This is a genomic window from Streptomyces sp. NBC_00490 (genome assembly GCF_036013645.1).
Taxonomy (GTDB): domain Bacteria; phylum Actinomycetota; class Actinomycetes; order Streptomycetales; family Streptomycetaceae; genus Streptomyces; species Streptomyces canus_F.
Window position 1 is genome coordinate 10,537,674 of the sequence record NZ_CP107869.1, and the last position, 23,440, is coordinate 10,561,113.

A 23,440-nucleotide genomic window follows, 5' to 3' on the forward strand; every position below is an offset into this window, starting at 1 on the left:
CCTCGTCGACGCTGCCAGCGGCCCGCAGCGTCGACGGCCTGGTTAGCCTCTTGATCGGTGATGAGCCCCGCGACGATCTCCTAGGCGCTCAGCTGCAGGAAGTCCCGGACAGCACGGACGTGCCAGTGAGGAGCCAACTCGTCTCGCAGGTCATCGAGCGCGTCCGACGGACGGGAGGAGTTGAGGGTGGCGTTCTGTGTGAAGGCGTCCGTTGCAGCGGCGCAGGCGGCGTCCAGGTCACCCAGCCGGAGATGGGCGCGGGCGGTTCGGGTGAGGTAGAGGACGTGGTCGCGTGCGTATCCGTCGGCCGAGTACTGGACATGGCGCGCCTGCTCGAAGTGGGTCAGGGCCCGGCGGGAGTCGTCGAGATCGAGCGCGCAGGACCCGGCAAGCATCTCGATCTCGCCCGGGTTGAGCCAGTACGACCAGGAAGGGTCGTCGTCGTGGGGGCCGCGGGCGTATTCGGTCCGTGCGGCGTCCAGCTCCCGCCAGCATCCGGTGCGGTCGCCGGTCTTGGACAGAGCCCGGGCGGCACGGGCGTGGAGCATCGACTTCACGCGCGGGGTGGAGCGTCGCTCGGTGGCGTCCTGGGCGGTGCGGACCAGGGAGATGGCGTCTTGGGGGTTGCCCTCGGAGTAGACCTGGATCGCCATGAAGGCAAGGGTGTTGGCGCCGACCTGGGGGTCGCCGGCGCTCGCGGACGCGCGCAGCGAGGTGACGTAGAAGCGCTGGGCGCGGGCGTGACGCCCGGAGTCGAACTGGAGCCAGCCGCACATCCGGGCGGACTCGGCGAGCAGGGACAGCAGCCGGTGTTCGAGCGGCCCGTGCTGCCCGGTCTGCTGGGCGAGCCCCTCAAGGAGGTCGTACTCGGCGACGGCTGTCTGGCGAAGCCGGGCGCCACCGAGGACGTCGTCGAGGCGGCGCAGGTCGTCCAGGCGCTGCTCCAGGGTGTCCAGCAGGGCCCGGGTGAGGCGGGGGTTTGCGGGCGCGGTGCCGGCCGAGACAGCGGGTAGGGCTTCGGTTGGTTCGGTGAGTGCGAGGCTCCAGCTCGTCGCCAGGCCGGTCAATGCGGCTCCGCTGGCGATGAGAAATGCCCGTCGGTCCTGCATGGAGCCTCCCCCGGTGGCAGCGGCTACTGCTGCCACGGTACCCGCCAGGGTCCAGGGGCTGTCGAGAACTGAACGGTCATCGGGGAAGGCGCGCAGCAGGAAATCCGGCCAGCCGAGCTCGGTGACGTCCTCGCGGGGGATGCCGTGGAGGCGGGCCATGGCGTATTGGGCGGGCATCTCGGGGGAGTTGACGCGGTTCTCCCAGCGGGAGACCTTCTGCCGGCTCTTGGCCATCCGGCCGTAGCCGAGGGCGCAGTGCACGTCGTCGAGGCGGTCGAGGTATCCCTCGCCGGTCAGCCCGAGTTCGGCGCGCAGAGCGGCCAGCGGATGAGGTAACAGCTGGTCGGACATCGTGGGTTCCCCTCCACACGCACTCCCTGATGCCCCGTCACAGTAGCCAGTCGGGCACGTGCCGTGCAGAACTTCGGCGGACGGTCCGCAACACCTCCGCAACAGCCTTTTTCTTCCCGGTGGCGGGGTGCGGGCGGTGACATGAACGGCAGACCCCCCTGATCTCCGAGCGAGGAGGGAGTGCCCATGTCCGATCCGAAACCGCCGCTGGTCTCCGTGGTCGTGAGCGCCCGTGGCAATACCCGGCACGTACGGGACCTGCTGGACGCCCTGGCCCAGCAGACGCTGCCGGGAGGGCTGTTGGAAGCGATCGTGGTGGACAACGACCTGCCCGGGCCCGTACGGCCGATTGCGGACGCGGTCCGCGACGGCGGCTGGCCGTTTCCCGTGCGGGTGCTGTACGAGCCGACCCCCGGTCTGAGTGCCGGCCGCAACCGCGGGATCTGCGCGGCCCGCGGCCAGTACGTCGCCATCACCGACCCCGACATCACCCCCGAACCCGGCTGGCTTGAGGCTCTCGTCACCGCGATCGAGGAAGAGAAGGTGTTCGCGGTCGGCGGCCGCACCCATGTCACCTATCCGGGCGGCCAGGCCACGGCGTTGACGAAGGCGCTGCGCGAGTGCCACGGCGCGGTGGACTGGCCCGAGGGACGGGAGCCGGCCGTGTGGCCGTACTGGGTCACCGGCTGCAACCTCCTCTTCCACCGCCGGACCGCTCTCGACATCGGCCTGTTCCGTACCGATCTCGGGCGCCGCGGGCGGTGGATGGGCGACTGCGAGGACCTGGAGTTCATCGACCGGGCCCGCCAGGCCGGCCACCAGACCCTCATCGAGCCGGCCGCCGTCGCCTCCCACCCCGTGTACCGCCCGGAGACCACCCTCAAGTACTTCCTGCGCCAGGGCGCCGGGCACGGCGTGTGCGTCGCCCGGATGCACCTGAGCGTGATCGTTGAGCCCGCCGCGATCCAGGCCGGCCGCGACGCGGTGCACGCCGCCGTCATCAACCTCGCCGCCGGGTGGACGTTCCTGGACCGTGCCCGCGCCGTCGAAGGCGCCCGCGACCTCGCCCGGATCGGCGCCTACCACCTCGAACGCGGACGGCTGCGCCTGCTCAGCCGCCGCCCCATCGCCCTCTCCCAGCACGCCCCGACAAAGGAGTCCCCCGCATGGACGTGATCACCACCATCGGCCTGCCTGCCGCCGCCACCCCGTTGGGCGTCGAGGTCGTCGAGCGCAAGGGCGCCGGTCATCCCGACACCCTCGCCGACGGCGTGGCCGAGGCGATCTCCCGCGCCTACAGCCGCTACTGCCTCGAGGAGTTCGGCGCGATCCTGCACCACAACACCGACAAGACGTCCCTGCTCGGCGGAGCCGCCGACGTGCGCTTCGGCCACGGCGAGCTCACCGCACCCATCCAGGTCCTGGTCAACGGGCGCATCACCGCCGCCCTCGGCGACCACACCATCCCGGTCACCGACATCGTCACCACCGCCGCGCGCGACTATCTCGCGAGCGCGCTACCGCTGCTCGACACCTCGCGGTGGGTCGACGTGCGGCCGCGGCTGACGCAGGCCTCCAGCCCCGGCGCCGTCCACGCCGCAGGCGCCGCCCAGCGCGAGGCCTCCCGCCAGCGGTGGTTCGCCCCGCGCACCCTGGACGACCTCGCCGAACGCCACCGCATGTTCTCCAACGACACCTCAGCCGGCGTCGCCTACTGGCCGCTGGGCATCGCCGAGCAGCTCGCCCTCGGCGTCGAGGAGCAGCTGACGAGCGAGGCGTTCCGCGCCGAACACCCCTACTACGGCACCGACATCAAGCTCATGGTCGTCCGGCACGGTACGAGCGTGCAGCTGACGGCCTGCGTTCCGCAGATCGCCCGCGAGACGGCGGACCTGGACACCTACATCGCCCGCCGAACCCAGGCCCGCGACCTGATCACCCACCTCGCGTCGACGATCGCACCCGAGCACCACGTGACGGTGGCCATCAACACCCGCGACGACGACACCCGCCCGGAGCTGTATCTGACGGCGACGGGCTCGTCGATCGAGTCCGGCGACGAAGGCGTCGTCGGACGCGGCAACCGCGCCAACGGTCTGATCAGCATGCTCAGGCCCTGGTCCGCCGAGGGCGTCTCCGGCAAGAACCCCGTCTACCACGTCGGCAAGCTGTACAACCTGGCAGCCGCCGAGGCAGCCCGCCGCCTGCACGAGGAGACCGGGCGGGACTGTGCGGTCGTGCTCGTCTCCCAGTCCGGCCGGGACCTGACCGACCCCTGGCAGGCGATCGTGCAGACCTCTGGCCCCCACCCCCTCGGCAGGGCCGGCGTGCGGCGGGTGATCGGCGAAGTGATGGCGGACCTGGGCACGCTGCGCGAGCAGTTGCTGGACGGAAAGCTGGCCACTGCATGACCGCGCCCCGCACGGATGCCGCCGGGCCGTTCGCGCCCTGCCTCAACCCGGCCACCCTCTCCGGCATCCCGCTCCCGCAGTTCCTGGCCCTGGCCGCGGGCGCCGGATTCCCCACGGTCGAGGTCTCCATCCAGCAGGCCCAGGCCCACGGCATCGCCCCCTTACGGGAGCTGCTGCAGGAGATGGGCGTGAGCGTGGCGGCCGCGAGCGGCATCCTGCCCGCAGGGCCCGTCCTGCCCGCCCCGCTGCTGGTCGACCCGGACACCTACCGCACCTGCCTGGACGGCCTGGACAGCCGGCTGGAGGCCATGGCCGCCCTTGGCTGCACGGTGGCCACGACCGTCCTCAACCCCCGCTCCGCGCTGGACACCCGCGAGGCGCGGGCCGTCGCCCGGAAGCGGATCCGCGAGCTCGCCACCGCTGCCGGCGTGCACGGTGTGCGGCTCGCCGTCGAGGCCGTCAGCATCCACACCGGGCTGCCGCCCGAGCTGGACGGCCCGCACCCGGTCCTCGACAGCCTGCCCCGGCTCGCCGAACTGCTGGACGAGACCGACGCAGACAACGCGGGTGTGCTGGTGGACTCCTTCCACTGGGCGGCCGCCGGCGCCGACCCCGGCCACATCACCATGCTCGGCCCGGACCGCATCACGCACGTCCAGATCGCCGACACCCCGGCCCACCACGCGATCGGCGAACTCACCGACCGCCACCGCCTGTTCCCCGGCGACGGGGGGCTGGCCTGGCCGGTCCTCGCCGACGCCCTGGACCAGGCCGGGTACGCCGGGCCGGTGAGCGTGGAGCTGTTCAACCCTGAACTGCGGGCGCTGCCCGCAGGCTCGATCGTCCGCCTGTCCCACCACGCGGCCGCCCGCTGCTTCACCCTCGCGGAGGCATCCCGATGACCCCCACCACCACCGTCCGTCCCTGGCGGATCTCGGTCGCCGGATGCGGCGCCGCCGCCTTCGGACTCCACCTCCCGCTACTTAAGGCCTCCGCCGCGTTCGACGTGATCGCCGTAGCCGACCGCGACCCCCAACGGGCCCGCACCGCACAGCAGCACTTCGCCATTCCCCGCACCGCAACCCGGGTGGGCGACCTCCTGGCCGATGCCGACGTGCTGGTCGTCCTCACCGGCGTGCACGAGGACCTCATCGAGGAGGCTCTCGACGCCGGCGTCCACGTCGTCACCGAGAAACCCGTCTGCCTGGACATCGTCCGCACCCGCAAGCTCGCCGAGCGGGCCCGGGACGCCAGGCTGCTGCTGGAAGTCGGTGCGATGCGCGCCCACGACCCGGCGCTGCACGCGGCCCTCGCCCGCGTGCCCGAACCCGCCGGCGGATGGCTGGTCAAGGCCGACGGCGTCGACGAAGCCGCGCGCCGCCGCCTGCTCCCGCCCTCCTTCACGCCGTACACGTTCGCCGACGACCCACCGCAGCCCGTCCCCGACCACCTCGATGAGCACCAGGTGAGGGCCCTGCAGATTCTGCTGTGGCAGGGCTACCACCTGCTGACCGCACTCGTGCTGGCCGTCCCCGGCACCACCGCCACCACGTGCACCCTCGATCCGGCCGGGCAATCCGTCCACGCACTCCTGCACGGACCCGCGGGGGAGCCGTTCACCCTGGTCATCGGCGCGACACCGGCCGGGGTCTTCCGCGAGCAGATCCACCTCGCCGACGCAGACGCGGCCGCCACCATCGACTTCGCCCGCCCCTACGAGCCGGCCGCCACCACCCAGCTCACCACCACCGACGGCACCACCAGCGGCTTCAGCGACCCGTTCGCCGCCATGTGGGCGGCCGTCGACGCCCGCCTGTGCGGGCAGCACCCCGCCGACCTGCCGACCAGCGCCGACCTCGCGCTACGCGTGGAGGACCTCGCCCTCGCCCTGGCAGGCCTCGCCCGCCCCCACGCCCGCACACGGAAGGACGCCTGATCGTGGCCCACGACGCTCCCGTACTGGTTCTGGACGGCCCGCCCGGAGCGGGCAAGACGTCCCTGCTCGCCCGCATGGTGTGCGCCCTCGGCGACGACGCGATGTGGATCACCGAGCCCAACGCCCGCCTCGCCACCGGACTTGCCGCGCCCGTGCACCCCAGCCCGGCCGGACACACCCTGTGGTTCCTGCGGCACGAACTCGACAAGGCCCGCGCCATGCGCCGCCTGGTCACCGACGAGGCAACCCGCCTGCTCATCGCCGACCGCAACCACCTCGGCGCCCTGGCCTACTGCTACGCCACCCACGCCGAGGACTCCCTGCCCTACACGGTCGCGCGTGACTTCTACGCCCGCCGCATCGCTCCCGAACTCCCCGCAGCGGTCCTCACCGCGATCCTGCTGGTCAGCCCCGACCAGAGCCTGACCCGCCGCGGGAAGGTCGCCGAACTGCCCAGGTGGAAGCAGTGGTTCGACGAAGGCTTGCTGGAGCGGCTGCACACCTTCTACACCGAGATCGCCCCCACGCTGTGCCCGACCCCACCCGCGATCATCAACACCGACGGCGCCACACCGGCAGCGGTTCTCGCCCAGGTTGCCGGCGTCCTCGCGGATTCAGGACTCGACCAGACCGCGCGGCGACTCACCTCCCAAACCGTCCCCGCCCCGCGGCCGCCGCTGGACGAGCAGTTCGCCCACGCCTACACCCAGCTCGGCGGACTGGAAGCCCTCGGCCACCCCTTCACCCCGGCGATCGCCCACCGCGGCGGCACCGTCCAGCTCTGCCAGCTCGGCGCCCTGCACCGCGATGAGGCCGGACACACCCGGCTGTGGAACCCGCTCGCCGCCTCCGGCAGGAGGGCCGCCTGATGAGCCGCACCGCCCCCTGCGTCGTCGGCATCAACCTCGGTCACGACGGCGGCGCCGCCCTGATCACCGACACCGTGATGGTCGCGATCGGCGAGGAACGCCTCAACCGCACCCGCTACAGCCCCGGCTTCGAGGCCTCCCTCCTGTACTGCCTGCGCGCGGCCGGTCTCACCCTCGCCGACGTCGACCTGGTCGCCGTCAGCGGCATCGGACGCACCCCACCCACCCGGACCGAAACCGGCCTGGCCCACCTCGGTATCGACCGCGCACGGATCCTCCCGGTCGACCACCACCTCAGCCACGCCTACACCGCCTACTGCCTCAGCCCGTACGAGGAGGCGACCGTGCTGGTCGTCGACGGCGGCGGCAACAACAACGACACCGAGACCTACTACGCCGCCACCCCCGACGGGATCGAGCGTCTGGGCGGCAATCCGCCCGCCAGGCCCCGGGCGGGCGGGATCGGCGCGACGTACGAGGCCTTCACCAACCACTTCGGCTGGCACGAGCAGGAAGCCGGCAAGACCATGGCGCTCGCCTCGTACGGCGATCCGGGCCTCTACCTCGCCCCGCTGTTCGACGTCGTCGACACCCAGGTCCACGGACGGCTCACCCGCACCCACGCTCCCGGAGTCGCCGACCTCGCCAGGCGCACCGGCTTCGACTTCGGTCCGTACGGCAGCCTCGGCCAAGACGACCTCGCTGCCAGCGCGGCCGCCTACGTACAGGACCAGACCGAGCGCGCCCTGTGCGCGCTCGCCACGCAGACGATCGCTGCGACCGGCCTGCCCGACTTGTGCTTCGCGGGTGGGGTCGCCCTCAACTGCGTCGCAGCCGACAAGATCCGTCGCCTGCCCGGGGTCGGAGGGTATTTCGCCCCGCCCGCCGCATCCGACCGCGGCCAGGCCCTCGGCTGCGCGCTCTACGCCTGGCACCGTCTCACCGGCGACCTCCCCCAACGTCCCCTGCACAGCGACTACTTCGGCCGCGACTACAGCAGTGAGGAGATTGAACAGGCCCTGCACCGCGATCCCCGCTCCGGTCTGGTCGAACGCCGCCGGACGCCCTTCACCTGGCGGCGCGAGAGCGACATCGCCCGTACGGCCGCCCAGATGATCGCCGACGGGAAGATCATCGGCTGGTTCCAGGGCGGCAGCGAGCTCGGGCCCCGCGCGCTGGGCGCGCGCAGCATCCTCGCTGATCCCCGAACCCGCGACAGCTCCGACGCCCTCAACGAGAGGATCAAGCACCGGGAGCCGTTCAGGCCATTCGCGCCGGCCGTCCTCGCCGACCACGCGAGCACATGGTTCGACCTGGACGTGCCCAGCCCGTTCATGCTGCTCGCCCCGCCGGTCCGCCCCGACCACGCCGACAAGATCGCCGGAGTCGTGCACGTCGACGGAACCGCGCGCGTGCAGACCGTCGATCCTGCCGTCGCACCCGCCTACGGTGCGCTGATCGAGCACTTCTCCCAGCTCACCGGAGTGCCCGTCGTCCTGAACACCAGCTATAACGACCGCGAGCCCATCGTCGAGACTCCCGCCCACGCGCTCGCCACATTCCAGGCATGCGACCTGGACGCGGCGTGCATTGGCGAATACCTGGTCGAGCGGTCCTGACCCCGTTTGAGGGCTGCCACACTGGAGGACATGACGACCTCCACTCCGCCGCTGAGGGAAGCCGCCCGCGCCATCGTCCTCGACGCTGACGACCGCGTCATGCTGCTGCGCTACGACGAGAACGGCGGCTTCTGGGCCACGCCCGGCGGCTCCCTGGAAGACGGAGAGGACCACGCCACGGCAACACTCCGTGAGCTGCGCGAAGAACTAGGTGTCGCCGACAAGGCGGTCGAGCTGGGCGCACAGCTCGCGGAGCGCAGCAAGGATCACCTGGTCGGCGGACGCGAGGTCCGCCAGTTGGAGAAGTACTTCCTCACCCGCATCTCCGCGGCCGACGTCGACCCGGCTGGCGCCACACAGCCCGACAACATCCGCGAGCACCGCTGGTGGACCCTCGCCGAACTGCGCGCCACGACCGAGACGGTCTATCCGCTCGGTCTCGCCGACCTGGTCACCGGCGTCCTCGAAAACGGTGCACCCCTGCGCCCCGTCGTCCTGAACGGATGAGCTCCGACCACGGCGACATCCTCGCCGCGCTCCTGGACGACTCGGCCACAGGGAAGGTGTTGAGGCGGCAGGACGGAAGGGTGTGGCTGATGCCGCGCAACCCGTCCTTCGAGCCTATCCCCGGCGACGATCGCATCCTCGGTAAAGTCGTCGGCGTCCTGCGCGTGTTGTAGCCCCGCGCCGCACGGTTGCCCAGCGCTGCGGGAGTGCGAGAGTGGCGGTATGTGTGGTCGATACGCATCCACTCGCAGCCCGCAGGAACTGGCCCCGCTCTTCCAGGTGCCCGACGTCCCGGCGAAGGAGACGCTCGCGCCGAACTGGAACGTCGCCCCGACCAACGACGTGTGGGCGGTCCTGGAGCGCTCGCCCCGCGGCGAAGAGGACAGCGACAAGGTGCAGCGGGAGTTGCGGCCGCTGCGCTGGGGCCTGGTGCCGTCGTGGGCGATGGACGTGAAGGCGGGCGCACGGATGATCAACGCGCGGGTGGAGACGGTGCAGGAGAAGCCCGCCTACCGCCGCGCCTTCGCCCGGCGCCGCTGCCTTTTGCCCGCCGACGGCTTCTACGAGTGGGAACAGATCAAGGACCCGGCCACCGGCAAGCCCCGCAAGCAGCCCTACTTCATCCACCCCCAGGACGGGCAAGTGATGGCCCTGGCCGGTCTATACGAGTACTGGCGCGACCCGGCCGTCCAGCAGGACGACGACCCGGCCGCCTGGCTGATGACCTGCACCATCATCACCACCGAAGCCACCGACGCGGCCGGCCGTGTCCACCCCCGTATGCCGCTCGCCCTCACCCCCGACCACTACGACGCCTGGCTAGACCCCACCCACCAGGACCCTGACGGGCTGCGGGCGCTGCTCGACCAGCCGGCCGAAGGCCACCTGCAGGCCCGGCCCGTCTCCACCGCCGTCAACAACGTCCGCAACAACGGGCCCCAACTCCTCGACGAACACCCCGCGTGACACCTGCCGGCCCTTGCGCGCCGCGGTGCAGGCGAGTTCACGCAGATAGCGAGCGCGCTGGAGGCGGGTGTGGCACGGTGGACGCAGGCTGGCTCCGTCGCTTTCCCCCGTAGCGACGGAGCCAGCCTCACTCTGTGCCGTCGCCCGCTCCGGTGAGAAGCGCGCGTCGGACACCTGGCGCAGGTCGGCATACATCCGCAGCCGCACACCTGGCTGTCCGGCACCCGGGCGGTGGGCTCGGCGGGCGTTGCCCAGATGCAGGCGATCGCCGCGTGGAAGGCGAGAACGGTGGCATCGTCGAGACCTGCCACTTCTCTGAACTTGGCGAGAGTCGCTGAGTGCCCGTCGACCTCCAGCGGGTTTGCGGGACACTGCATGTCGTCGGAGAATAATCGTAGAACTCTTGCGCACACATTCCCCGAAGTGCGCTAGCATTCCAGCTCTCGCGGCACCTTTAACAACCGGAATAGCCCGTCAAATATAGGGCGCAATATATTCACGTCAGTCAACTCTGACGGTCAGGCGGTTAAGCATCCCAGCCTCGCTGGTAACGCCAGATGCAAGGTCAATAGCACCCAACGACTCCCTCTTCCAACTTTGGGGGTGCCACCTCATGGGGAGAATTATAGACGCGCGCGACAATGCAATAGGGAACTATTCATCCTCGGGAGTTGTGTCAGACAGTAGCGGCAGGACCTTGGGTCACGTCGACTGGAGAGGGGTCGTATATACAGCGAAGAAGCGCGACTGGTCTATAGGGAAAGTGAATGACGATGGCACCGTGGTGACCTCGTACTATAAGCCTGTCGGCAGGATTAGCGGGACGACGGTCTACGACAAATCCGAGTCCGCAGTCGGCAGAGTGACCGACGATACTGACAACCCGGACCCTGCTACCGGCGTCACGGACGCCCAGAGGGCCGGTGCCGGTCTACTCATGCTGCTCAGGGAGTATGACCCTTGGTAGCCGGAAATAGACCGGGTCAAACGGCTTCTGGTGTTCGGTCGTCAGCTGCCGCCAGAGGTCAGAGGCTCTTTACTTCGCTTGTGCCGGCGACGATCTGGTCGAATGTAGGGATTCCCGAAGGACGGCGGAGTTCTTGCGTGCTTGTCTCACGCCCAGCTGGGCAATCTTCTCCTCGGCCGCGACGAGACTAATGTTGAGCCCTTCGACTTCGCCGAGCCAGCCCTCGCGTTCCGCCTACGCGTTCCGGCCAGCAGCCGGTACGGCTCCCACGGATCACCCGTCTCGGACGGCTTGCCGATCTCGCAGTGCGAACGCCCATAAGTCCCTCTCAGGACTGCTTGGCGCAGGTATACGGAAAGGCTAGCGGACACGCCGTGATCGGATCCGCGTCTGTCAGTACGGGCTCGGCACGGCGGAGGTTCTGCGCCAAGCGCGGGTTCACCCGACCGGGGCTCTGTCAGTGGCAGCATCTACCGTCAGGTCATGACCAGTTCGCCGAACTTCCCTGACCAAGCATGGGTGTTACAGGTCACCATCTGGGCGGCACCAGCCGCCGATCCGCAATGGAAAGCGCAGCTGAACCGGCTCCGCACGATCGCATCGTTCGACGACACCTCGAAGACGTGGCAGGCGCGCCTTGGCGCCCTCGATCTGGAGGGACTGAACGTGCTACAGGCTCTCCTCGACGCCGCCAGCGCCCATGGCACCCGGGTGCGTCCTGAACCTGCGCCCGTTCCAGAGGGCTGGGAAGGCCCCGTCTGCACGAGGGGGCCGGACGTGGCCGCTCTGCTGGAGGCACAGGCCAACCACGGTCGGCCGCTCGGTCAGCTGCCTCTGCCCTGAGGAGACCGCGCCGGGTGAGGACTTCGAGGACGTGGTCGGCGACCTGGAGGCAGTTCGCGCGGGTGCGGCGCTCGTCCGCGATCGCGTCGAAAACGTAGATCAGCCGAGCGACTTCCTCGCGTGCCGGCCGTCCGCTGTCGTCAGGAACGCGCAGGTCCCGATATCCGTCCCGAATCATCGGCGCTCCTCGGCAAGGGGGTGCCCCCCATCGCCTACCTATGTCGCGCTCATGTCGCACGACGGCCGTGCACGTCCTCTGTACGACCGCCGCGGTCCCGCTGCCGGGCTGACAGAGGAGGTGAGCTGACGGCGAGGGCGGCCGGGTAGATCACCTGGTGCCCGTAGCGGGCACGGGCACGGTCGGCGACGGCTTCGAGTGCGAGGGGTTTGTCGTCGCCTGCGTCGAGGGTGAGTTGCCGGGTGGCCCGGGCGGCGGGCCGGAGCGCATCGGCGCGCAGCGTGATGCTGCGGACCCGGGCGCGCTGGAGGCCGAGGGAGTCGTACACCGTGTACGCGGTCCGGGCCAGGAGGAGGGTGTGCTGGGTGGCTTCGGGCAGGGTGCGGCTGCGGCGGGTGGCGCTCAAGTCGGCGTAGCGGATGGTGCAGGTCACGCCAGTGGCGATCTGGCCGGTGGCGCGGAGGCGGGCGCCGAGGTTGTCGGCGAGGGCGAGGAGGGCGCGCCGGTGGGCGGCCGGATCGAGTTCGTCCCGGGCAAAGCGATGCTCCGTGCTGAGGCTCGCCGGGGCCGGGATGGGGTCGACGACCTGGGTGTCGCGGCCGTGGGCGCGCTTGTGGAGGGCGCGGCCCGCGCGGGCACCAAGGAGGCGCTGCAGGGTGTGCTGAGGGATGTCGGCGACGTCGCCGACGGTGTGCAGGCCGTACTCGCCCAGCAGCGTCGCGGTCCCCTGTTGACTGAACTACGGGGAAAATTTCCCCAGATCAGCGTCTGCTTTTGCTAGCTTCCCGGCATGTTCAACGGGCCGGTAGTTCCTAGGGATCTGACAGGGTTTGTGTTACCCGATTCGGGGCGGCTGGAAGAGACCGGCAACCGGTACGAGCCCTACCGACTCCTGGATCAGGCGGGTGCTGTGGTGACGCCGGTGGCCCTGTGGTTCTCGGAGCTCCAGGCGGCGGGCAAGCCGGAGGCGACGCTCCGCTCGTACGGTAATGATCTGCTGCGCTGGTTCCGGTTCCTGTGGGCGTTCGGCGTGGTCTGGGAGCGGGCGACACGGGTTGAGGCGCGGGACTTCGTGCGGTGGATGCAGGTGGCGGACAAGCCGGTCCGGATGCACTGGCGTCACCGTGCGAAGGAAGCCGCGGGTGAGACGGTTGCACTCCCTGAGCTGCGAGTGATTCCGGCGCCCGGTTCGCCGAACCCGGTGACTGGCAAGCCTGCACCGGGGTTGAAGTACTCGGCGTCGACCCGTGCGCACTGCGAGACGGTGTTGCGCACCTTCTACGACTTCCATTGTGAGGAGGGAACCGGGCCGCTGCTGAACCCGTTTCCCCTGGACCGTTCCAGGCGGGGCGGCAGGGCTCATGCCCATCACAATCCGATGGAGGCGTTCTCGCACGAGCGGCAGGGCCGTTACCGGCCGCGGGTGCCGAACAGGATCCCGCGCCGCATCCCTGATGCCTTGTTCGACGCGTTGTTCGCGGCGTTGAGATACAACCGGGACAGGGCGCTGCTGGCGGCGTGGGTGTCGACCGGGGCCCGGGCCGACGAACTGCTGACGTGCCGCCAGGAAGATACCGATCCGGGGCAGCAGTTGATCGGCGTCATCCGTAAGGGCTCGCGGGAGTACCAGGAGCTCCCGGCGGCGCCGGATGCGTTCGTGTGGCTGCGGCTGTACCAGCAGGAGGCGTGGGAGCGGGGTGTTCCCCGGGGGCCGCGGCTGCCGCTGTGGTGGACACTGCGCCGGAAGTGGCGTCCGCTGACCTACCACGCGGCAAGAGCGATGTTGCTGCGGGTCAACGCGCTGCTGGGGTCGAACTGGTCACTGCACGACGTGCGGCACACGGCGGCATACCGGATGGCGCGTGACCCGCAGCTCCCGCTCACTCACGTGCAGTGGGTTCTCGGCCATGCGCACCTGTCCACGACGCAGATCTATCTCGCGGCCGGGCTCGAGGAGATCCTGCACGAGGTGCGCGCGCATCATGCCCGGCAGGCCGAGCGCCGTCTGTCGCCTCCGGCGCCTCCAGCTTCCGGGTACAACCCGGCCAGTCTCGACGTCCTGTTCCGGCGGCCGATGTGAGCACGCCGCACCCGCCCGCAGTCAGCAGTCCGGCTCCGGCGCGTCCTGGCACGGTGTCGTTGATGGGCGGCAGCCACCGGCTTTTGACGGCGGCCTTCCCTCCAAGGGATGTGCCCGTGTCCTGGGAGCACAGTGCCGAGACGTTCGATGCGACCTGCGAGCGGCTGGTGCAGGTGACGTTCAGTGACTCGGACAAGACCTCCGGGCACCGGATGCGCGGGGTGCGCCGGGTGCTGCGCTGGCTGGAGTCCTTCGAGGGGGACAGCTGGCAGGAACGGTGGGTGGCCTCCGGCTCGGACGCCCTTGAGCGTGCGTGGGCCGACCGTGTCGCGGACGAGATCACCGCCCAGTGCGGGGTGAGCAGGCGCACGGTGCGCAACGAGATCCAGTGCGGCAGCGTGTTCCTGGCGGTCGCGGACATCTACCGGCCCCGGCTGGAGTGGTTGGCCACCCGCTGGTCGCCGTTCGTGACCGACATCGTGGCCCAGCGGCGCGATCCGGACGGCTTCGCCGCGCTCAAGACAGCGGCCGGGACCCTCTGGGACACCCCGGTGTGGCGCAAGGCCGCCTACCAGATCGCGTTGATGGTGATCGGCAAAGGTGGTGGCGTGCGGGACATCACGACCGGCGACTGCCTGCAGTTGCGCCACATCGAGGTCAGCGTCCTGCGCAAGGCCCGGACCTCGCGGACGCTGTTCTACACGCTCTTGAAGGACCTGGGAAACTTCCCCCCGGACGCGCCCGCGACGCTTCGGTCGGTGTCGACGTACGCGGGCCAGTCCAGCGCCGAGGAACTGGTGGACCGCTACCACGTTCAGTGCCGGCCGGTACGCGATCTGTTCGTCGAATATCTCAACGAGCGACGTCCCGCACTGGATTACAACACCTTCGAGGATCTCTCCCGGACACTGGTGGCTCGGTTCTGGGCCGACCTGGAACACCATCACCCGGGTATCGACTCCCTGCGCCTGAGCCCGGAGACGGCCGCGGCCTGGAAGGAGCGCATCCGCACCAAGACCGTCCGCCGCCGGGCTGCGGACGGCCAGATCGTGGAGAGCACCGCACCCCGCCTCAACCCCGGCACCCTGCTCACGGCCGTACGCGCCTTCTACCTCGACCTCGCCACCTGGGCTGCGGACGAGCCCGCACGCTGGGGCCCGTGGGTGGCACCCTGCCCGGTCAGGGACTCCGACATCACTCCCCGCAAGCACAACCGGCGAGTGAAGGCCCGCGCCGACCAGCGCACCCGCGAGCGCATGCCCACCCTGCCCTTCGTGCTGCGCACCGCCGAACTCCTCCTGCGTCAGGCGCAGGAACGCCTGGCGGCGTTTCGGGATGCCCCGCTGGGAGCCCGGTTCACGGTCGGGGGAGAGACCTTCACCAAACCCCGGGCCAGCAAGTCCGGACTGGAACCGACCCTGGCCACCGACGTGAGCGGGCGGCGCCGTTACCTGGTGGCGGACGAGAACCGGGCGTTCTGGGTGTGGGCGGCGATCGAGTTCTTCCGCCACACCGGCGCCCGCATCGAGGAGATGCTGGAGATCAGCCACCACAGCATCGTCCAGTACACCCTGCCCACCACCAGCGAAGTGGTGCCTTTGCTGCAGATCGCTCCCTCCAAGACCGATGAAGAGCGCCTGCTGCTGGTCAGCCCGGAACTCGCCGATGTCCTGTCCGCCATGGTCACCCGCGTACGCGACGCCAACGGCGCGGTCTCGCTCGTCGCCGCCTACGACCAGGGCGAACGTCGGTGGAACCCGCCCCTGCCCCTGCTCTTCCAGTGGCGCAGCGCCGGACAGAACCGGCCCGTCTCCGCCCAGACCATCCGCAAGGCCCTCGGTGAGACGCTCGCCGCCTCCGGGCTCACCGACGCGGCCGGCGATCCGCTGAACTACCAGCCGCACGACTTCCGAAGGATCTTCGTCACCGACGCCATTCTCTCCGGCCTGCCCCCGCACATCGCCCAGGTGATCTGCGGCCACAAGACCATCACCACCACCATGGGCTACAAGGCCGCCTACCCCGCCGAGGCCATCGAGGCGCACCGCGCCTTCCTCGCCCGCCGCCGGGGCCAGCGCCCCGCCGAGGAGTACCGCACTCCCACCAGCGCGGAGTGGGACGCCTTCCTGGGCCACTTCGAACGCCGCAAGCTGTCCGTCGGCATCTGCGCCCGCGCCTTCGGCACGTCTTGCATCCACGAGCACGCGTGCGTCCGGTGCGCGCTCCTGCGGCCGGACCCCGCCCAGCGGCCACGGCTGGCGGAGATCAGCGACAACCTGCAGGCCCGGATCGCCGAGGCCGAACGCGAAGGCTGGCTCGGCGAGATCGAGGGCCTCCAGGTCAGCCTGGCCGGCGCCCGCGACAAGCTCGCCCAGATCGACGCCGAGGCCGCCCGCCGCAGCACGGCGATTGATCTCGGGATGCCGGCCTTCCCACAGATCGCGGGCCGCATCTCGTAGTGCGGAGAAGGGGCATTGGCCTCACTTGGCACGCTGTCCGACACGCAGGACGCTCAGATAACGGCGTGACGCGCGGTCGCCCATTCGCGTGCGAATGCGCTCGGCGATGGCGTCGAGCAGGGGCTCACGGACGTCGCGGTCGAGCCTCCTGTATATCGACAACGAGCGAAGGTGATCGGCAAAGCCGTCCCCGTTGAACCATTGAACGGTTGGGTACCAGCGCACGATCGTTGGGCCGAACAAACCGCCGGGATCGTCGACCAGGCCCCAGCCCTCGTCGGTGGTGCGCACGTCGTCCTCCAGCGGAGGATGACCCCAGTCGGGGTTCCCGGGGCAGAACCGCTCGCAGAGATCGGCGGTCTCGGCGTACACCTCCGGCTCTCCCGGCCGGCGGACAACGACGTGGCCGAGCAGCGCCATCCAGCCCCCGGGATAGAGCACGTCGTGCGCTCGCTGCCAGCCGATCGACGGGTCGACCCAGTGCCACGACTGCGCAGCCACGAGAACATCGAAGCGTCGGCCGCGGTCGTCCCACTCCTCGAACGTCGACGTCTCGACTGCGACGTTACGGAAGGAGCTGATCCGGTGGCGAGCGAGTGCAGCCATGTCTGCGCCCGGCTCGACGGCGGTCACTGAGCATCCGAGCGTTGCCAGCGAACGCGTCGCCTGACCAGTACCGCAGCCCACCTCCAGCACCGACGATCCTTCGTCCAAGCCGGTGACGGCGACAAGGTCCGCAAACAGTTCGTCGGGGTATCCCGGCCGAACCCGGTCGTAGAGCTCCGGGACCTCGTTGAACACTCGGCCGAGGTCGTGGGGATTCGGGGGCATCTTCGGATCATCGGTCACGAGCGCACAAGCTATGAGGCTTACCCACGAAGACGCCACTCGTTTACCAGCAGCCACTGACTGACACGCTGTCGACGGTAGTTCAGAGAACCCCGCCAGGCGGCCGTGCTGCGCGACTACGGCATCCACTGTGTCGGCCTGCTCGCCGCGGTCCCGCCCGCCACGGTGCACCGGCTGCTGGGTGGCCGCGCCGGCCGGATCGCCGCCGACCGCGCCCGCGGCATCGACCCCCGCCCCGTCATCCCCCGCACCCTGCCCGCCGCTGCCACCGTCCGCTGTTCTTTCGACCGGCACGTCCTGGACGGCGGCGCCGTCCGCGCTGCCCTGCTCGACCTGGTGGTCCGGCTCGGCACACTGCTGCGCGGCCGCGCCCAGGTGGCCCGCGCGGTCACCCTCACCCTCACCTTCGCCGGGGGAGGACGCTGGGAGAAGACGAGGCGTCTGGTGGAGCCGTCCGCGCACGACGACGACCTGCGCACCCTGGCCTACCAGTTGATGGACGCCGCCGGCCTGCAGCGCGGCCGCCTGACCGGCCTCATCCTCAAGGGCGAGGACCTCACCGGCGCCGACCAGACCGCAGAGCAGATCAGCCTCGACGACGCCCGCGAAACCCGCCTCGTGGCCGAAGCCGCCGTCGATGAGATCCGGGACAAGTTCGGCCCCCGCGTCATCGGCCCGGCCGCCGTCTACCGCCGCGCCTCATGACCCCAACCACTCCCGCTCTCCATGGAGGTGAGGTCCGTGCTGCTTGAGCCACCCGGATGGCAGGGCAGCCCTCAAGGCCTGCCGCACTGGCCATATGTGCGGGCCGTCGACGACGCCCTGACCGCACGAGGCATCCCACCGGGGTCCGTGCGGGCCGACGCCACCACCCGGGAGCGCGGATTCACCACCTACATGTGGCTCACCTGGGACATGAGCCGCACCCACGGCCAACGCGGAATCCGCCTCCACTGGAAGGAACGCCTGGGCTGGTTCTACGCCCTGACCGGAATCAACTCCCAGGACGTCCTCCACTACACCGTCGCCCCGTTCCGCACCGTGTTCCCGAGACCGCAGGACATTGCCGAGGTCGCTGAGCATTTGGTGTGCTTCCGCCAGCTGCCTGACGTGGCGTACCGCACTGAGTGGGACGGTGCAGAAGACGTACGTGCCGCCGGCCGCGACTTCCGCCGCTTGGTTCTCGGACTCGCCCCGCTTGGCACCCAGGACGGCGGGAGCGGACTCGGGGCCGGGCCGCACACGGGGGGAGAGGAGGGTGTGCAATTGACGATCGACACGCGCACCGACACGTACGAGGAGGCGGTCGCGGCCGTGCAGGCCGCGTACGGATGCAGTCAGGATGTCCTGGCGGGCCGCTTACTCCCTGATCTGTCGCGGGCGACGGTCCGGCCGGATGCGGTGAACCTGAGCGGCGAAGGTCCCGGGGAGGGCGGCACGTAGTGGCTTGCGCACCCCGGCTGTGCATCGTGCCGTCAGGAGGTAGGCCGATACCAGCGCGGAGGCAAGTGCAGTCCCGTCGGTGGGGGCTGCCCATCCTGAGGCACCAAGCCAGATGGCTTGACACCGTCCGCAGTAGAGAAGTCGACGGTGCCGCCCGAGAGCTGCATCTCGGCGAAGTCGACTATGCCGGCGTTGAACAGTGCGCCGGCGAAGTCGACGGTGCTGCCGGAGAAGTGCGCGGCCATGAAGTCGATGGTGCTGCCGGAGAAGTTGGTGTCGGTGAAGTGGACGGTGCCGCCGGAGAAGTTGGTGTCGGTGAAGTGGACGGTGCCGCCAGAGAGCTGCGCCCGATTGAAGTCGATGGTGCTGCCGGAGAAGTGCGCGCCTTTGAAGTCGACGATGCTGCCGAAGAAGTACGCACCGGTGAAGAGGACCGTGCTGCCGGAGAACAACGCCTGATCGAAGCGGACGGTGCCGCTGGAGATGTGTGTGCCGGAGATGTGCGTGCCGGTGAAGCGCGTGCCGGAGAAGTGCGCGCCGATGAAGACGACCGTGCCGCCGGAGAACTCCGCGCCGGTGAAGAGGACTATGCCGCCGGAGAAGTGCGCGTCGGAGAAGTAGACGATGCCGCCGGTGAACATCACGTAGTTGAAGGCGACGATGCCGCCGGAGAATCGCGACAGTCTGAAGTCGATGGTGCTGCCGGAGAAGTGCGCGCTGTTGAAGTCGACGATGCTGCCGGAGAAGTGCGCGTCGGAGAAGTCGACGTTGCCGCCGGAGAAGTGCGCGCCGGAGAAGTCGACCGTGCCGCCGGAGAAGTGCGCGCCGGAGAAGTCCCCGCCGTCGAAGACAGCGCCAGTGAAGTCCAAGTCGTGGCCGCGCCAGGAGTGGGGGTGTTCGGGCGGGAGGCGGAGGTGGTCGCGGATGAGGCGGATAGTGGTGTGCCGCACCTCGCGCATCGCCATGTAGGCGTGCCGGGCAGACACATCGTCTGACGGTTGGCCAGCCTCGGGAACGTACTCGTACGGCAGGCGGAGGTAGGCGCACAGCACGTCGATGCAGGTTTGGCGCAGGTCGCGGGTGGGAGCGTCGTCGGCGAGGCCGGCCAGGGCGTGCACACCGCCCAGGCGTACTGCGGCGGATTCCTCACCGAGTTGCGAGACGGCCGTGGTGAAGCGTTCGGTGTGCAGGCGGGTGGCGTCTCGCAGGGCGCCGTCCTCGTCGACCCGCTGGCGCCGATAGGCCACGACCAGCGCGACCAGCGCACCGGCGCCGGCGACCACCCCGAAGGACAGCTTGACCAAGTCGAAAAGAGTCTGCGAGGTGAGCTGACGCTGGGGCTTGAGGCCCTGCGCCCCGAGCAAATCCCACCCGGCGAAGAACACCCCCGCGGCGATGGCGATCGCGGTGACGAAGGTCAAGGCGAGGACGATACCGACGGGCCACAGGCGTAAGCCGCGCCGTTCCTGGCGTCGGGGCGAGTTCGGACTCATACACCGCAGGACCATTGGGGCGCCCGGCTGGTTGCAACCCCTCCCCACCGGGCTGGGCACAGCAACCGATCAACAGTTCACAGACGGAGCGCAGGCGTTGCGCGCACCCGTCTGTGCGCATTGGGCAAGCCCTCCAAACCCCATACCGATCCCCCTACCGGGTTCCCTACCAACTCCCCTACCGGCGCTGGATGTAGGATGCGCACGGTTTTGCCTGGTCAGTGCCTGTGGGCAGGCCCGACCACGCGTCCCGACAACCCTCTTCTCTCTCCTTTCAGCCCTTCTGTTTGTGTCAGTGGTGGGTGGTAGGGGTGGGGGCGGACGTTGAGATCCTCGGGGAGGGTCGCGCGGCTGTCGGGGCCCCGCGCCGCCGGGCCCGTGGCTGCGCAGCCCAGGAGGGCCGCGCGACGAGTAGGGAGGGGTGGGCGGTGGGTGGCTCGAAGGCCTACCCGTACGGATCGACGGGAGCGGTGCGTGCGCACGTGCTCGCCGCGCTGGGGGTCTTGAAGGTCGCCAGTGCCGATCAGATCCGGCGGCTGATGTGTCCGGGGCACAAGGACAACAAGGCGGTGCGCAACGCGTGTCTGGACCTGGCCCGGCACGGGCTGACGGTCTCGGAGGGCAACGCGCGGGACGGCAACAAGCTGTGGGGGCTGACCCCGCTCGGACTGGACGCGGCCGCCGAGGTCCTGGCCCGGCCTGTCAGCGAGATGGGCGGCACCGCGCGGGGCGCGGCCCGCTCCGGGGCCCCGCACGCCATGGCGGTCAACGAGACCATCATCGCCATCACCCGCACCCCTGCCGAGCCGACCCGCCCCGTACCCCGGACCGGCGTTGCGCCGTCACAGGAGGCGCCCGTGTCTGTGCCGGGGCCGGCGGGGATGGGCGCGGTGGCGTCCTGGTCGACGGAGGTGGCGCATGTCCTGTCCGGCACCGGTCGCGGTCGTTCCACCGTGCAGACGGACGCGGTGCTGCTCGCGCCCGACGCCGGGGTGCCGGTGTTGCTGGTGGAGGTCGACAACTGCACGGAGAGCCCGGAGCGCCTGGCGGCGAAGTTCGACCGCTACCGCGACTACTTCCGCCGCAAGGCCAAGGACGCACAGGGCCGGGAGATCCCGGCCTGGCGCACCCTGTATCCGCCGACCGGCCGGGAGGGGCACCCGCCGATCGCGGTGGTGTTCAACCCGGGCATCCGTACCGGCGAGCAGGCGTTGAAGAACCGGATGAACCGGGTCCTGGACCTGACCCGCGACGTCTGGTCCGGGCGCTTCGAGAACATGGGCAGCTACCTGAGCGACCGCATCGACGGCTACCAGAAGTACGAGGATGCCATCCCGCTCGTCTTCACCACCCTGCCGCGCCTTCAGGAGGGCGGGCCGCTGGAGGAGGTGTGGTGGCGCTGCGGGCACCGCCAGTGGGAAACCCTCACCGACGCCCTGGCCAACCCCGACGACATCGAGGCCTGGCGTCAGCGCGACGAGGAACAGCGTCGCCAGCGTGACGAGGAACGGAAACGAGAGCGCCAGCAGCAGACCCAATGGCCGGGGTATGACCCCGAGCTGGTGACCGCGACCGTCGTGGCAACTCCTCCCGGGCCGCCGCCTGCTCCCTGCGAGCGGTGCGGCCTGTCGATCACCGGCACGCCCGGCCACGGCTATCCGTACGCCCCGCCCGAGGACGGCCGGCACTGCCCGGAATGCCGCACCGACATCTCCCGCCAGCCGACGGGCCTGCTCAAGGCCCTCTTCACCCGTCCACCTTCCAGAAGCTGACCGGCTGCCCCGACCGGGTCCGGCCGTCGGGTGCCGTGAAGCTTCCCGGCGCTCGTCGGCGCACCTCACCCCGGGGCGTCGCTTGCACAGAAAATCGAACAGGTGTCTCAATAGGGGGATGGAACGCGTAGACCTCCCTGACGACCTGGTGTGCCTGCAAGCAGCCTGGTACCGCACCTACGACGCGCTCGCCGCACCCCGCCCGGCCCGTACGACGGTGCTGCGCCGTCGCCTGTACGCGCTGTCGGTGAGGCTGCGCTGGCACCCGTACTGGACGCGCACGGCGGTGGCAGCTCCGGCGGCCCGCGCGGAACTGCGCCGCCAGGGCCGACAGCTGCGGATCCTTGAAGGTGCCCGGTGAATCGTCGGCCGGAGCACTTCACGGTGCGCGAGGAGCAGATCCTGTCCCAGATCCGCCGCGCGATCCTGGATCGCGGAGAAGCGCTGTCGGTGCGGGAGCTGGGAGCCGCTTTGGGGCTGCGCAGTCCGGCGTCGGTGGTCTATCACCTGCAGAACCTGGAACGCAGCGGCGCCCTGGTCCGCGACGGACGCAACTGGAACACCTGCCGGTTGACCCGCTAGGAAGCCGTCCCGAACAGCGGCACGTCGTCGGGCGCCATGTCGGTGCGGATGCGGGTGAGCCGGACCGGGTGGCGCCAGCGTCCGGCACTGTCCCGGGCGACGTCCACGGCGACTTCGGCGACAACGTCGGGCACGACCAGGTGCACCGACAGCTGCTCCCGCGAACCCCACCCCACACTGAAGGTGTGCCCCGTCCATGGGTGGCCGGGGTCCCCGGCGTGCAGCTGGTCGGCGAGGGCGTGCCGGACGGCCGCGCCCAAGGTGGTGGTGCGGCCGGTGTACCTCAGACGCCCGCTGTCGTCGTAGCGGCCCAACAGGGCTGTGGTGGGCGCTCGCAGGCTGCCGGTGACCGCACCCACGATCGCTTCCGTGGTGTGCCGCGCCTTGTACTTGGTCCACCCGCGCCCGCCCGCCACATACCGGCTCGCCAGCGGCTTGAACACCAGCCCCTCGATGCCGACGGCCGTGTAGTCGGCCAGCCACGTAGCTGCCCGCTCCGGGTCGGTCGTGGTCGGGCACAGCGACCACGGCGCCGCCAGCCCTTCCTCGAGGAACAACGCTTCCAGCGCGGCGTAGCGCTCGCTGAACGGCCGCCCGGTCAGATCCGAGCCGTGGACGCGCAGCAGGTCGAACGCGACCAGGTGCGCCGGGAACTCGACAGCCGCGCGGGCCGCGGCCACACCACGGCGGTGCATGCGCTGCTGGAGACGCTCGAACGCGAGCCGGCCTCCCTCCCACACGATCAGCTCGCAGTCGATGGCCGTATCGTCCGGCAACCGCCCGACGGTCCCCTCGATCTCCCGGAACGCCCCGGCCAGATCGCTGCCGTGACGACTCCGCACGGCGACACGACCATCTGCCCACCGGCCAACCAGCGCACGGTAGCCATCCCACTTCAACTGCGCCGCCCACCCCTCAGGCAGCACCGGATCGTTGACCGGCACGGCGCGCATCGGCTCGGGTAGCGACCAGGCGGAGGACGGTGAGGACATGGCCGACCCCTTCC

General features: G+C 70.1%; 23 protein-coding genes and 2 pseudogenes. 19 read left to right on the forward strand and 6 right to left on the reverse strand.

Annotated elements, in window-relative coordinates; genetic code table 11:
• Positions 1–80 precede the first annotated feature (80 nt).
• Entirely contained in the window at positions 81–1,460 is a 1,380-nt protein-coding gene (locus tag OG381_RS48265) for a transcriptional regulator (protein WP_327722327.1), read from the reverse strand.
• 186 nt (positions 1,461–1,646) lie between these two features.
• Between OG381_RS48265 and OG381_RS48270 the strand changes: the two genes are divergently transcribed.
• The 9 genes and pseudogenes from OG381_RS48270 to OG381_RS48310 all read left to right on the forward strand — a co-directional run bounded on the left by OG381_RS48270 (position 1,647) and on the right by OG381_RS48310 (position 9,768).
• Positions 1,647–2,636, forward strand: a complete 990-nt coding sequence (locus tag OG381_RS48270; protein ID WP_327722328.1) for a glycosyltransferase — start codon at positions 1,647–1,649, stop codon at positions 2,634–2,636.
• Entirely contained in the window at positions 2,627–3,871 is a 1,245-nt protein-coding gene (locus OG381_RS48275; RefSeq protein WP_327722329.1) for a methionine adenosyltransferase, read from the forward strand. The genes OG381_RS48270 and OG381_RS48275 overlap by 10 nt, the downstream gene beginning before the upstream one ends.
• Positions 3,868–4,773 carry a sugar phosphate isomerase/epimerase family protein gene (locus OG381_RS48280; protein WP_327722330.1) on the forward strand — a complete coding sequence of 302 codons (906 nt, stop codon included), beginning with the start codon at positions 3,868–3,870 and terminating at the stop codon, positions 4,771–4,773. The genes OG381_RS48275 and OG381_RS48280 overlap by 4 nt, the downstream gene beginning before the upstream one ends.
• Complete coding sequence (locus tag OG381_RS48285) at positions 4,770–5,807, forward strand: Gfo/Idh/MocA family protein (protein WP_327722331.1); 1,038 nt, start codon at positions 4,770–4,772, stop codon at positions 5,805–5,807. Before OG381_RS48280 ends, OG381_RS48285 begins: the two co-directional genes overlap by 4 nt.
• Positions 5,808–5,809: 2 nt before the next feature.
• On the forward strand, positions 5,810–6,676 hold the full coding sequence (locus OG381_RS48290; protein WP_327722332.1) for a hypothetical protein: 867 nt from the start codon (positions 5,810–5,812) through the stop codon (positions 6,674–6,676).
• The gene (locus OG381_RS48295; RefSeq protein WP_327722333.1) at positions 6,676–8,295 is read left to right on the forward strand and encodes a carbamoyltransferase family protein; all 1,620 of its coding nucleotides are present in this window, start codon (positions 6,676–6,678) and stop codon (positions 8,293–8,295) included. The genes OG381_RS48290 and OG381_RS48295 overlap by 1 nt, the downstream gene beginning before the upstream one ends.
• Positions 8,296–8,325: 30 nt before the next feature.
• Positions 8,326–8,802: an NUDIX hydrolase gene (locus OG381_RS48300; protein WP_327722334.1), complete on the forward strand. Its 477-nt coding sequence runs from the start codon at positions 8,326–8,328 to the stop codon at positions 8,800–8,802.
• A 2-nt stretch (positions 8,803–8,804) separates the two neighbouring features.
• A pseudogene (locus OG381_RS48305) lies at positions 8,805–8,975 on the forward strand (LexA family protein); the annotation flags it as partial.
• 49 nt (positions 8,976–9,024) lie between these two features.
• On the forward strand, positions 9,025–9,768 hold the full coding sequence (locus tag OG381_RS48310) for an SOS response-associated peptidase (RefSeq protein WP_327722335.1): 744 nt from the start codon (positions 9,025–9,027) through the stop codon (positions 9,766–9,768).
• A gap of 227 nt (positions 9,769–9,995) precedes the next feature.
• On the opposite strand, the pseudogene OG381_RS49840 reads toward OG381_RS48310, so the two are convergent.
• Positions 9,996–10,145: pseudogene (locus OG381_RS49840) on the reverse strand (DUF6207 family protein); the annotation flags it as partial.
• A gap of 236 nt (positions 10,146–10,381) precedes the next feature.
• Here OG381_RS49840 and OG381_RS48315 point away from each other — a divergent pair.
• Both OG381_RS48315 and OG381_RS48320 read left to right on the forward strand, forming a co-directional pair.
• Positions 10,382–10,735, forward strand: coding sequence for a hypothetical protein (locus OG381_RS48315; protein WP_327722336.1), 354 nt, complete (start codon positions 10,382–10,384; stop codon positions 10,733–10,735).
• Between the two features lie 483 nt (positions 10,736–11,218).
• Positions 11,219–11,578: a hypothetical protein gene (locus tag OG381_RS48320; protein WP_327722337.1), complete on the forward strand. Its 360-nt coding sequence runs from the start codon at positions 11,219–11,221 to the stop codon at positions 11,576–11,578.
• A 227-nt stretch (positions 11,579–11,805) separates the two neighbouring features.
• On the opposite strand, the gene OG381_RS48325 is transcribed toward OG381_RS48320, so the two are convergent.
• On the reverse strand, positions 11,806–12,330 hold the full coding sequence (locus tag OG381_RS48325; protein WP_327722764.1) for a DinB/UmuC family translesion DNA polymerase: 525 nt from the start codon (positions 12,328–12,330) through the stop codon (positions 11,806–11,808).
• On the opposite strand from OG381_RS48325, the gene OG381_RS48330 reads away from it, so the two are divergent.
• The 3 genes from OG381_RS48330 (at position 12,262) to OG381_RS48340 (ending at position 16,295) form a co-directional block, all read left to right on the forward strand.
• Positions 12,262–12,537 (forward strand): hypothetical protein, encoded by a 276-nt coding sequence (locus OG381_RS48330; protein ID WP_327722338.1) that lies wholly within the window; start codon positions 12,262–12,264, stop codon positions 12,535–12,537. The genes OG381_RS48325 and OG381_RS48330 overlap by 69 nt on opposite strands.
• 9 nt (positions 12,538–12,546) lie before the next feature.
• On the forward strand, positions 12,547–13,836 hold the full coding sequence (locus OG381_RS48335; RefSeq protein ID WP_327722339.1) for a tyrosine-type recombinase/integrase: 1,290 nt from the start codon (positions 12,547–12,549) through the stop codon (positions 13,834–13,836).
• Between the two features lie 116 nt (positions 13,837–13,952).
• Complete coding sequence (locus OG381_RS48340) at positions 13,953–16,295, forward strand: site-specific integrase (protein WP_327722340.1); 2,343 nt, start codon at positions 13,953–13,955, stop codon at positions 16,293–16,295.
• Between the two features lie 21 nt (positions 16,296–16,316).
• Here OG381_RS48340 and OG381_RS48345 read toward each other — a convergent pair whose 3' ends face one another.
• The gene (locus tag OG381_RS48345; RefSeq protein WP_327722341.1) at positions 16,317–17,144 is read right to left on the reverse strand and encodes a class I SAM-dependent methyltransferase; all 828 of its coding nucleotides are present in this window, start codon (positions 17,142–17,144) and stop codon (positions 16,317–16,319) included.
• 105 nt (positions 17,145–17,249) lie between these two features.
• Between OG381_RS48345 and OG381_RS48350 the strand changes: the two genes are divergently transcribed.
• Both OG381_RS48350 and OG381_RS48355 read left to right on the forward strand, forming a co-directional pair.
• Positions 17,250–17,849, forward strand: a complete 600-nt coding sequence (locus tag OG381_RS48350) for a DinB/UmuC family translesion DNA polymerase (RefSeq protein ID WP_327722342.1) — start codon at positions 17,250–17,252, stop codon at positions 17,847–17,849.
• A 36-nt stretch (positions 17,850–17,885) separates the two neighbouring features.
• Entirely contained in the window at positions 17,886–18,587 is a 702-nt protein-coding gene (locus tag OG381_RS48355) for a DUF6292 family protein (RefSeq protein ID WP_327722343.1), read from the forward strand.
• A gap of 32 nt (positions 18,588–18,619) precedes the next feature.
• Here OG381_RS48355 and OG381_RS48360 read toward each other — a convergent pair whose 3' ends face one another.
• Positions 18,620–20,008 carry a pentapeptide repeat-containing protein gene (locus tag OG381_RS48360; protein WP_327722344.1) on the reverse strand — a complete coding sequence of 463 codons (1,389 nt, stop codon included), beginning with the start codon at positions 20,006–20,008 and terminating at the stop codon, positions 18,620–18,622.
• 500 nt (positions 20,009–20,508) lie between these two features.
• Between OG381_RS48360 and OG381_RS48365 the strand changes: the two genes are divergently transcribed.
• From OG381_RS48365 to OG381_RS48375, 3 genes are all read left to right on the forward strand, one after another.
• A complete protein-coding gene (locus tag OG381_RS48365; protein WP_327722345.1) occupies positions 20,509–21,852 on the forward strand; it encodes a replication-relaxation family protein in 1,344 nt (447 codons plus the stop codon).
• Between the two features lie 118 nt (positions 21,853–21,970).
• Entirely contained in the window at positions 21,971–22,213 is a 243-nt protein-coding gene (locus OG381_RS48370) for a hypothetical protein (protein WP_327722346.1), read from the forward strand.
• Entirely contained in the window at positions 22,210–22,434 is a 225-nt protein-coding gene (locus OG381_RS48375; protein ID WP_327722347.1) for a hypothetical protein, read from the forward strand. Before OG381_RS48370 ends, OG381_RS48375 begins: the two co-directional genes overlap by 4 nt.
• Here OG381_RS48375 and OG381_RS48380 read toward each other — a convergent pair.
• Entirely contained in the window at positions 22,431–23,426 is a 996-nt protein-coding gene (locus OG381_RS48380) for an ATP-dependent DNA ligase (RefSeq protein ID WP_327722348.1), read from the reverse strand. The two genes, OG381_RS48375 and OG381_RS48380, sit on opposite strands and share 4 nt — an antisense overlap.
• Positions 23,427–23,440: the final 14 nt, after the last annotated feature.

Bases quoted from the DNA above. Each gene is read 5' to 3' on its own strand.
- OG381_RS48370 (WP_327722346.1), top strand. From the start codon at position 21,971: ATGGAACGCGTAGACCTCCCTGACGACCTGGTGTGCCTGCAAGCAGCC.
- OG381_RS48315 (WP_327722336.1), top strand. From the start codon at position 10,382: ATGGGGAGAATTATAGACGCGCGCGACAATGCAATAGGGAACTATTCA.
- OG381_RS48270 (WP_327722328.1), top strand. From the start codon at position 1,647: ATGTCCGATCCGAAACCGCCGCTGGTCTCCGTGGTCGTGAGCGCCCGT.
- OG381_RS48285 (WP_327722331.1), top strand. From the start codon at position 4,770: ATGACCCCCACCACCACCGTCCGTCCCTGGCGGATCTCGGTCGCCGGA.
- OG381_RS48310 (WP_327722335.1), top strand. From the start codon at position 9,025: ATGTGTGGTCGATACGCATCCACTCGCAGCCCGCAGGAACTGGCCCCG.
- OG381_RS48295 (WP_327722333.1), top strand. From the start codon at position 6,676: ATGAGCCGCACCGCCCCCTGCGTCGTCGGCATCAACCTCGGTCACGAC.
- OG381_RS48380 (WP_327722348.1), bottom strand. From the start codon at position 23,426: ATGTCCTCACCGTCCTCCGCCTGGTCGCTACCCGAGCCGATGCGCGCC.
- OG381_RS48335 (WP_327722339.1), top strand. From the start codon at position 12,547: ATGTTCAACGGGCCGGTAGTTCCTAGGGATCTGACAGGGTTTGTGTTA.
- OG381_RS48300 (WP_327722334.1), top strand. From the start codon at position 8,326: ATGACGACCTCCACTCCGCCGCTGAGGGAAGCCGCCCGCGCCATCGTC.
- OG381_RS48280 (WP_327722330.1), top strand. From the start codon at position 3,868: ATGACCGCGCCCCGCACGGATGCCGCCGGGCCGTTCGCGCCCTGCCTC.
- OG381_RS48275 (WP_327722329.1), top strand. From the start codon at position 2,627: ATGGACGTGATCACCACCATCGGCCTGCCTGCCGCCGCCACCCCGTTG.
- OG381_RS48265 (WP_327722327.1), bottom strand. From the start codon at position 1,460: ATGTCCGACCAGCTGTTACCTCATCCGCTGGCCGCTCTGCGCGCCGAA.
- OG381_RS48320 (WP_327722337.1), top strand. From the start codon at position 11,219: ATGACCAGTTCGCCGAACTTCCCTGACCAAGCATGGGTGTTACAGGTC.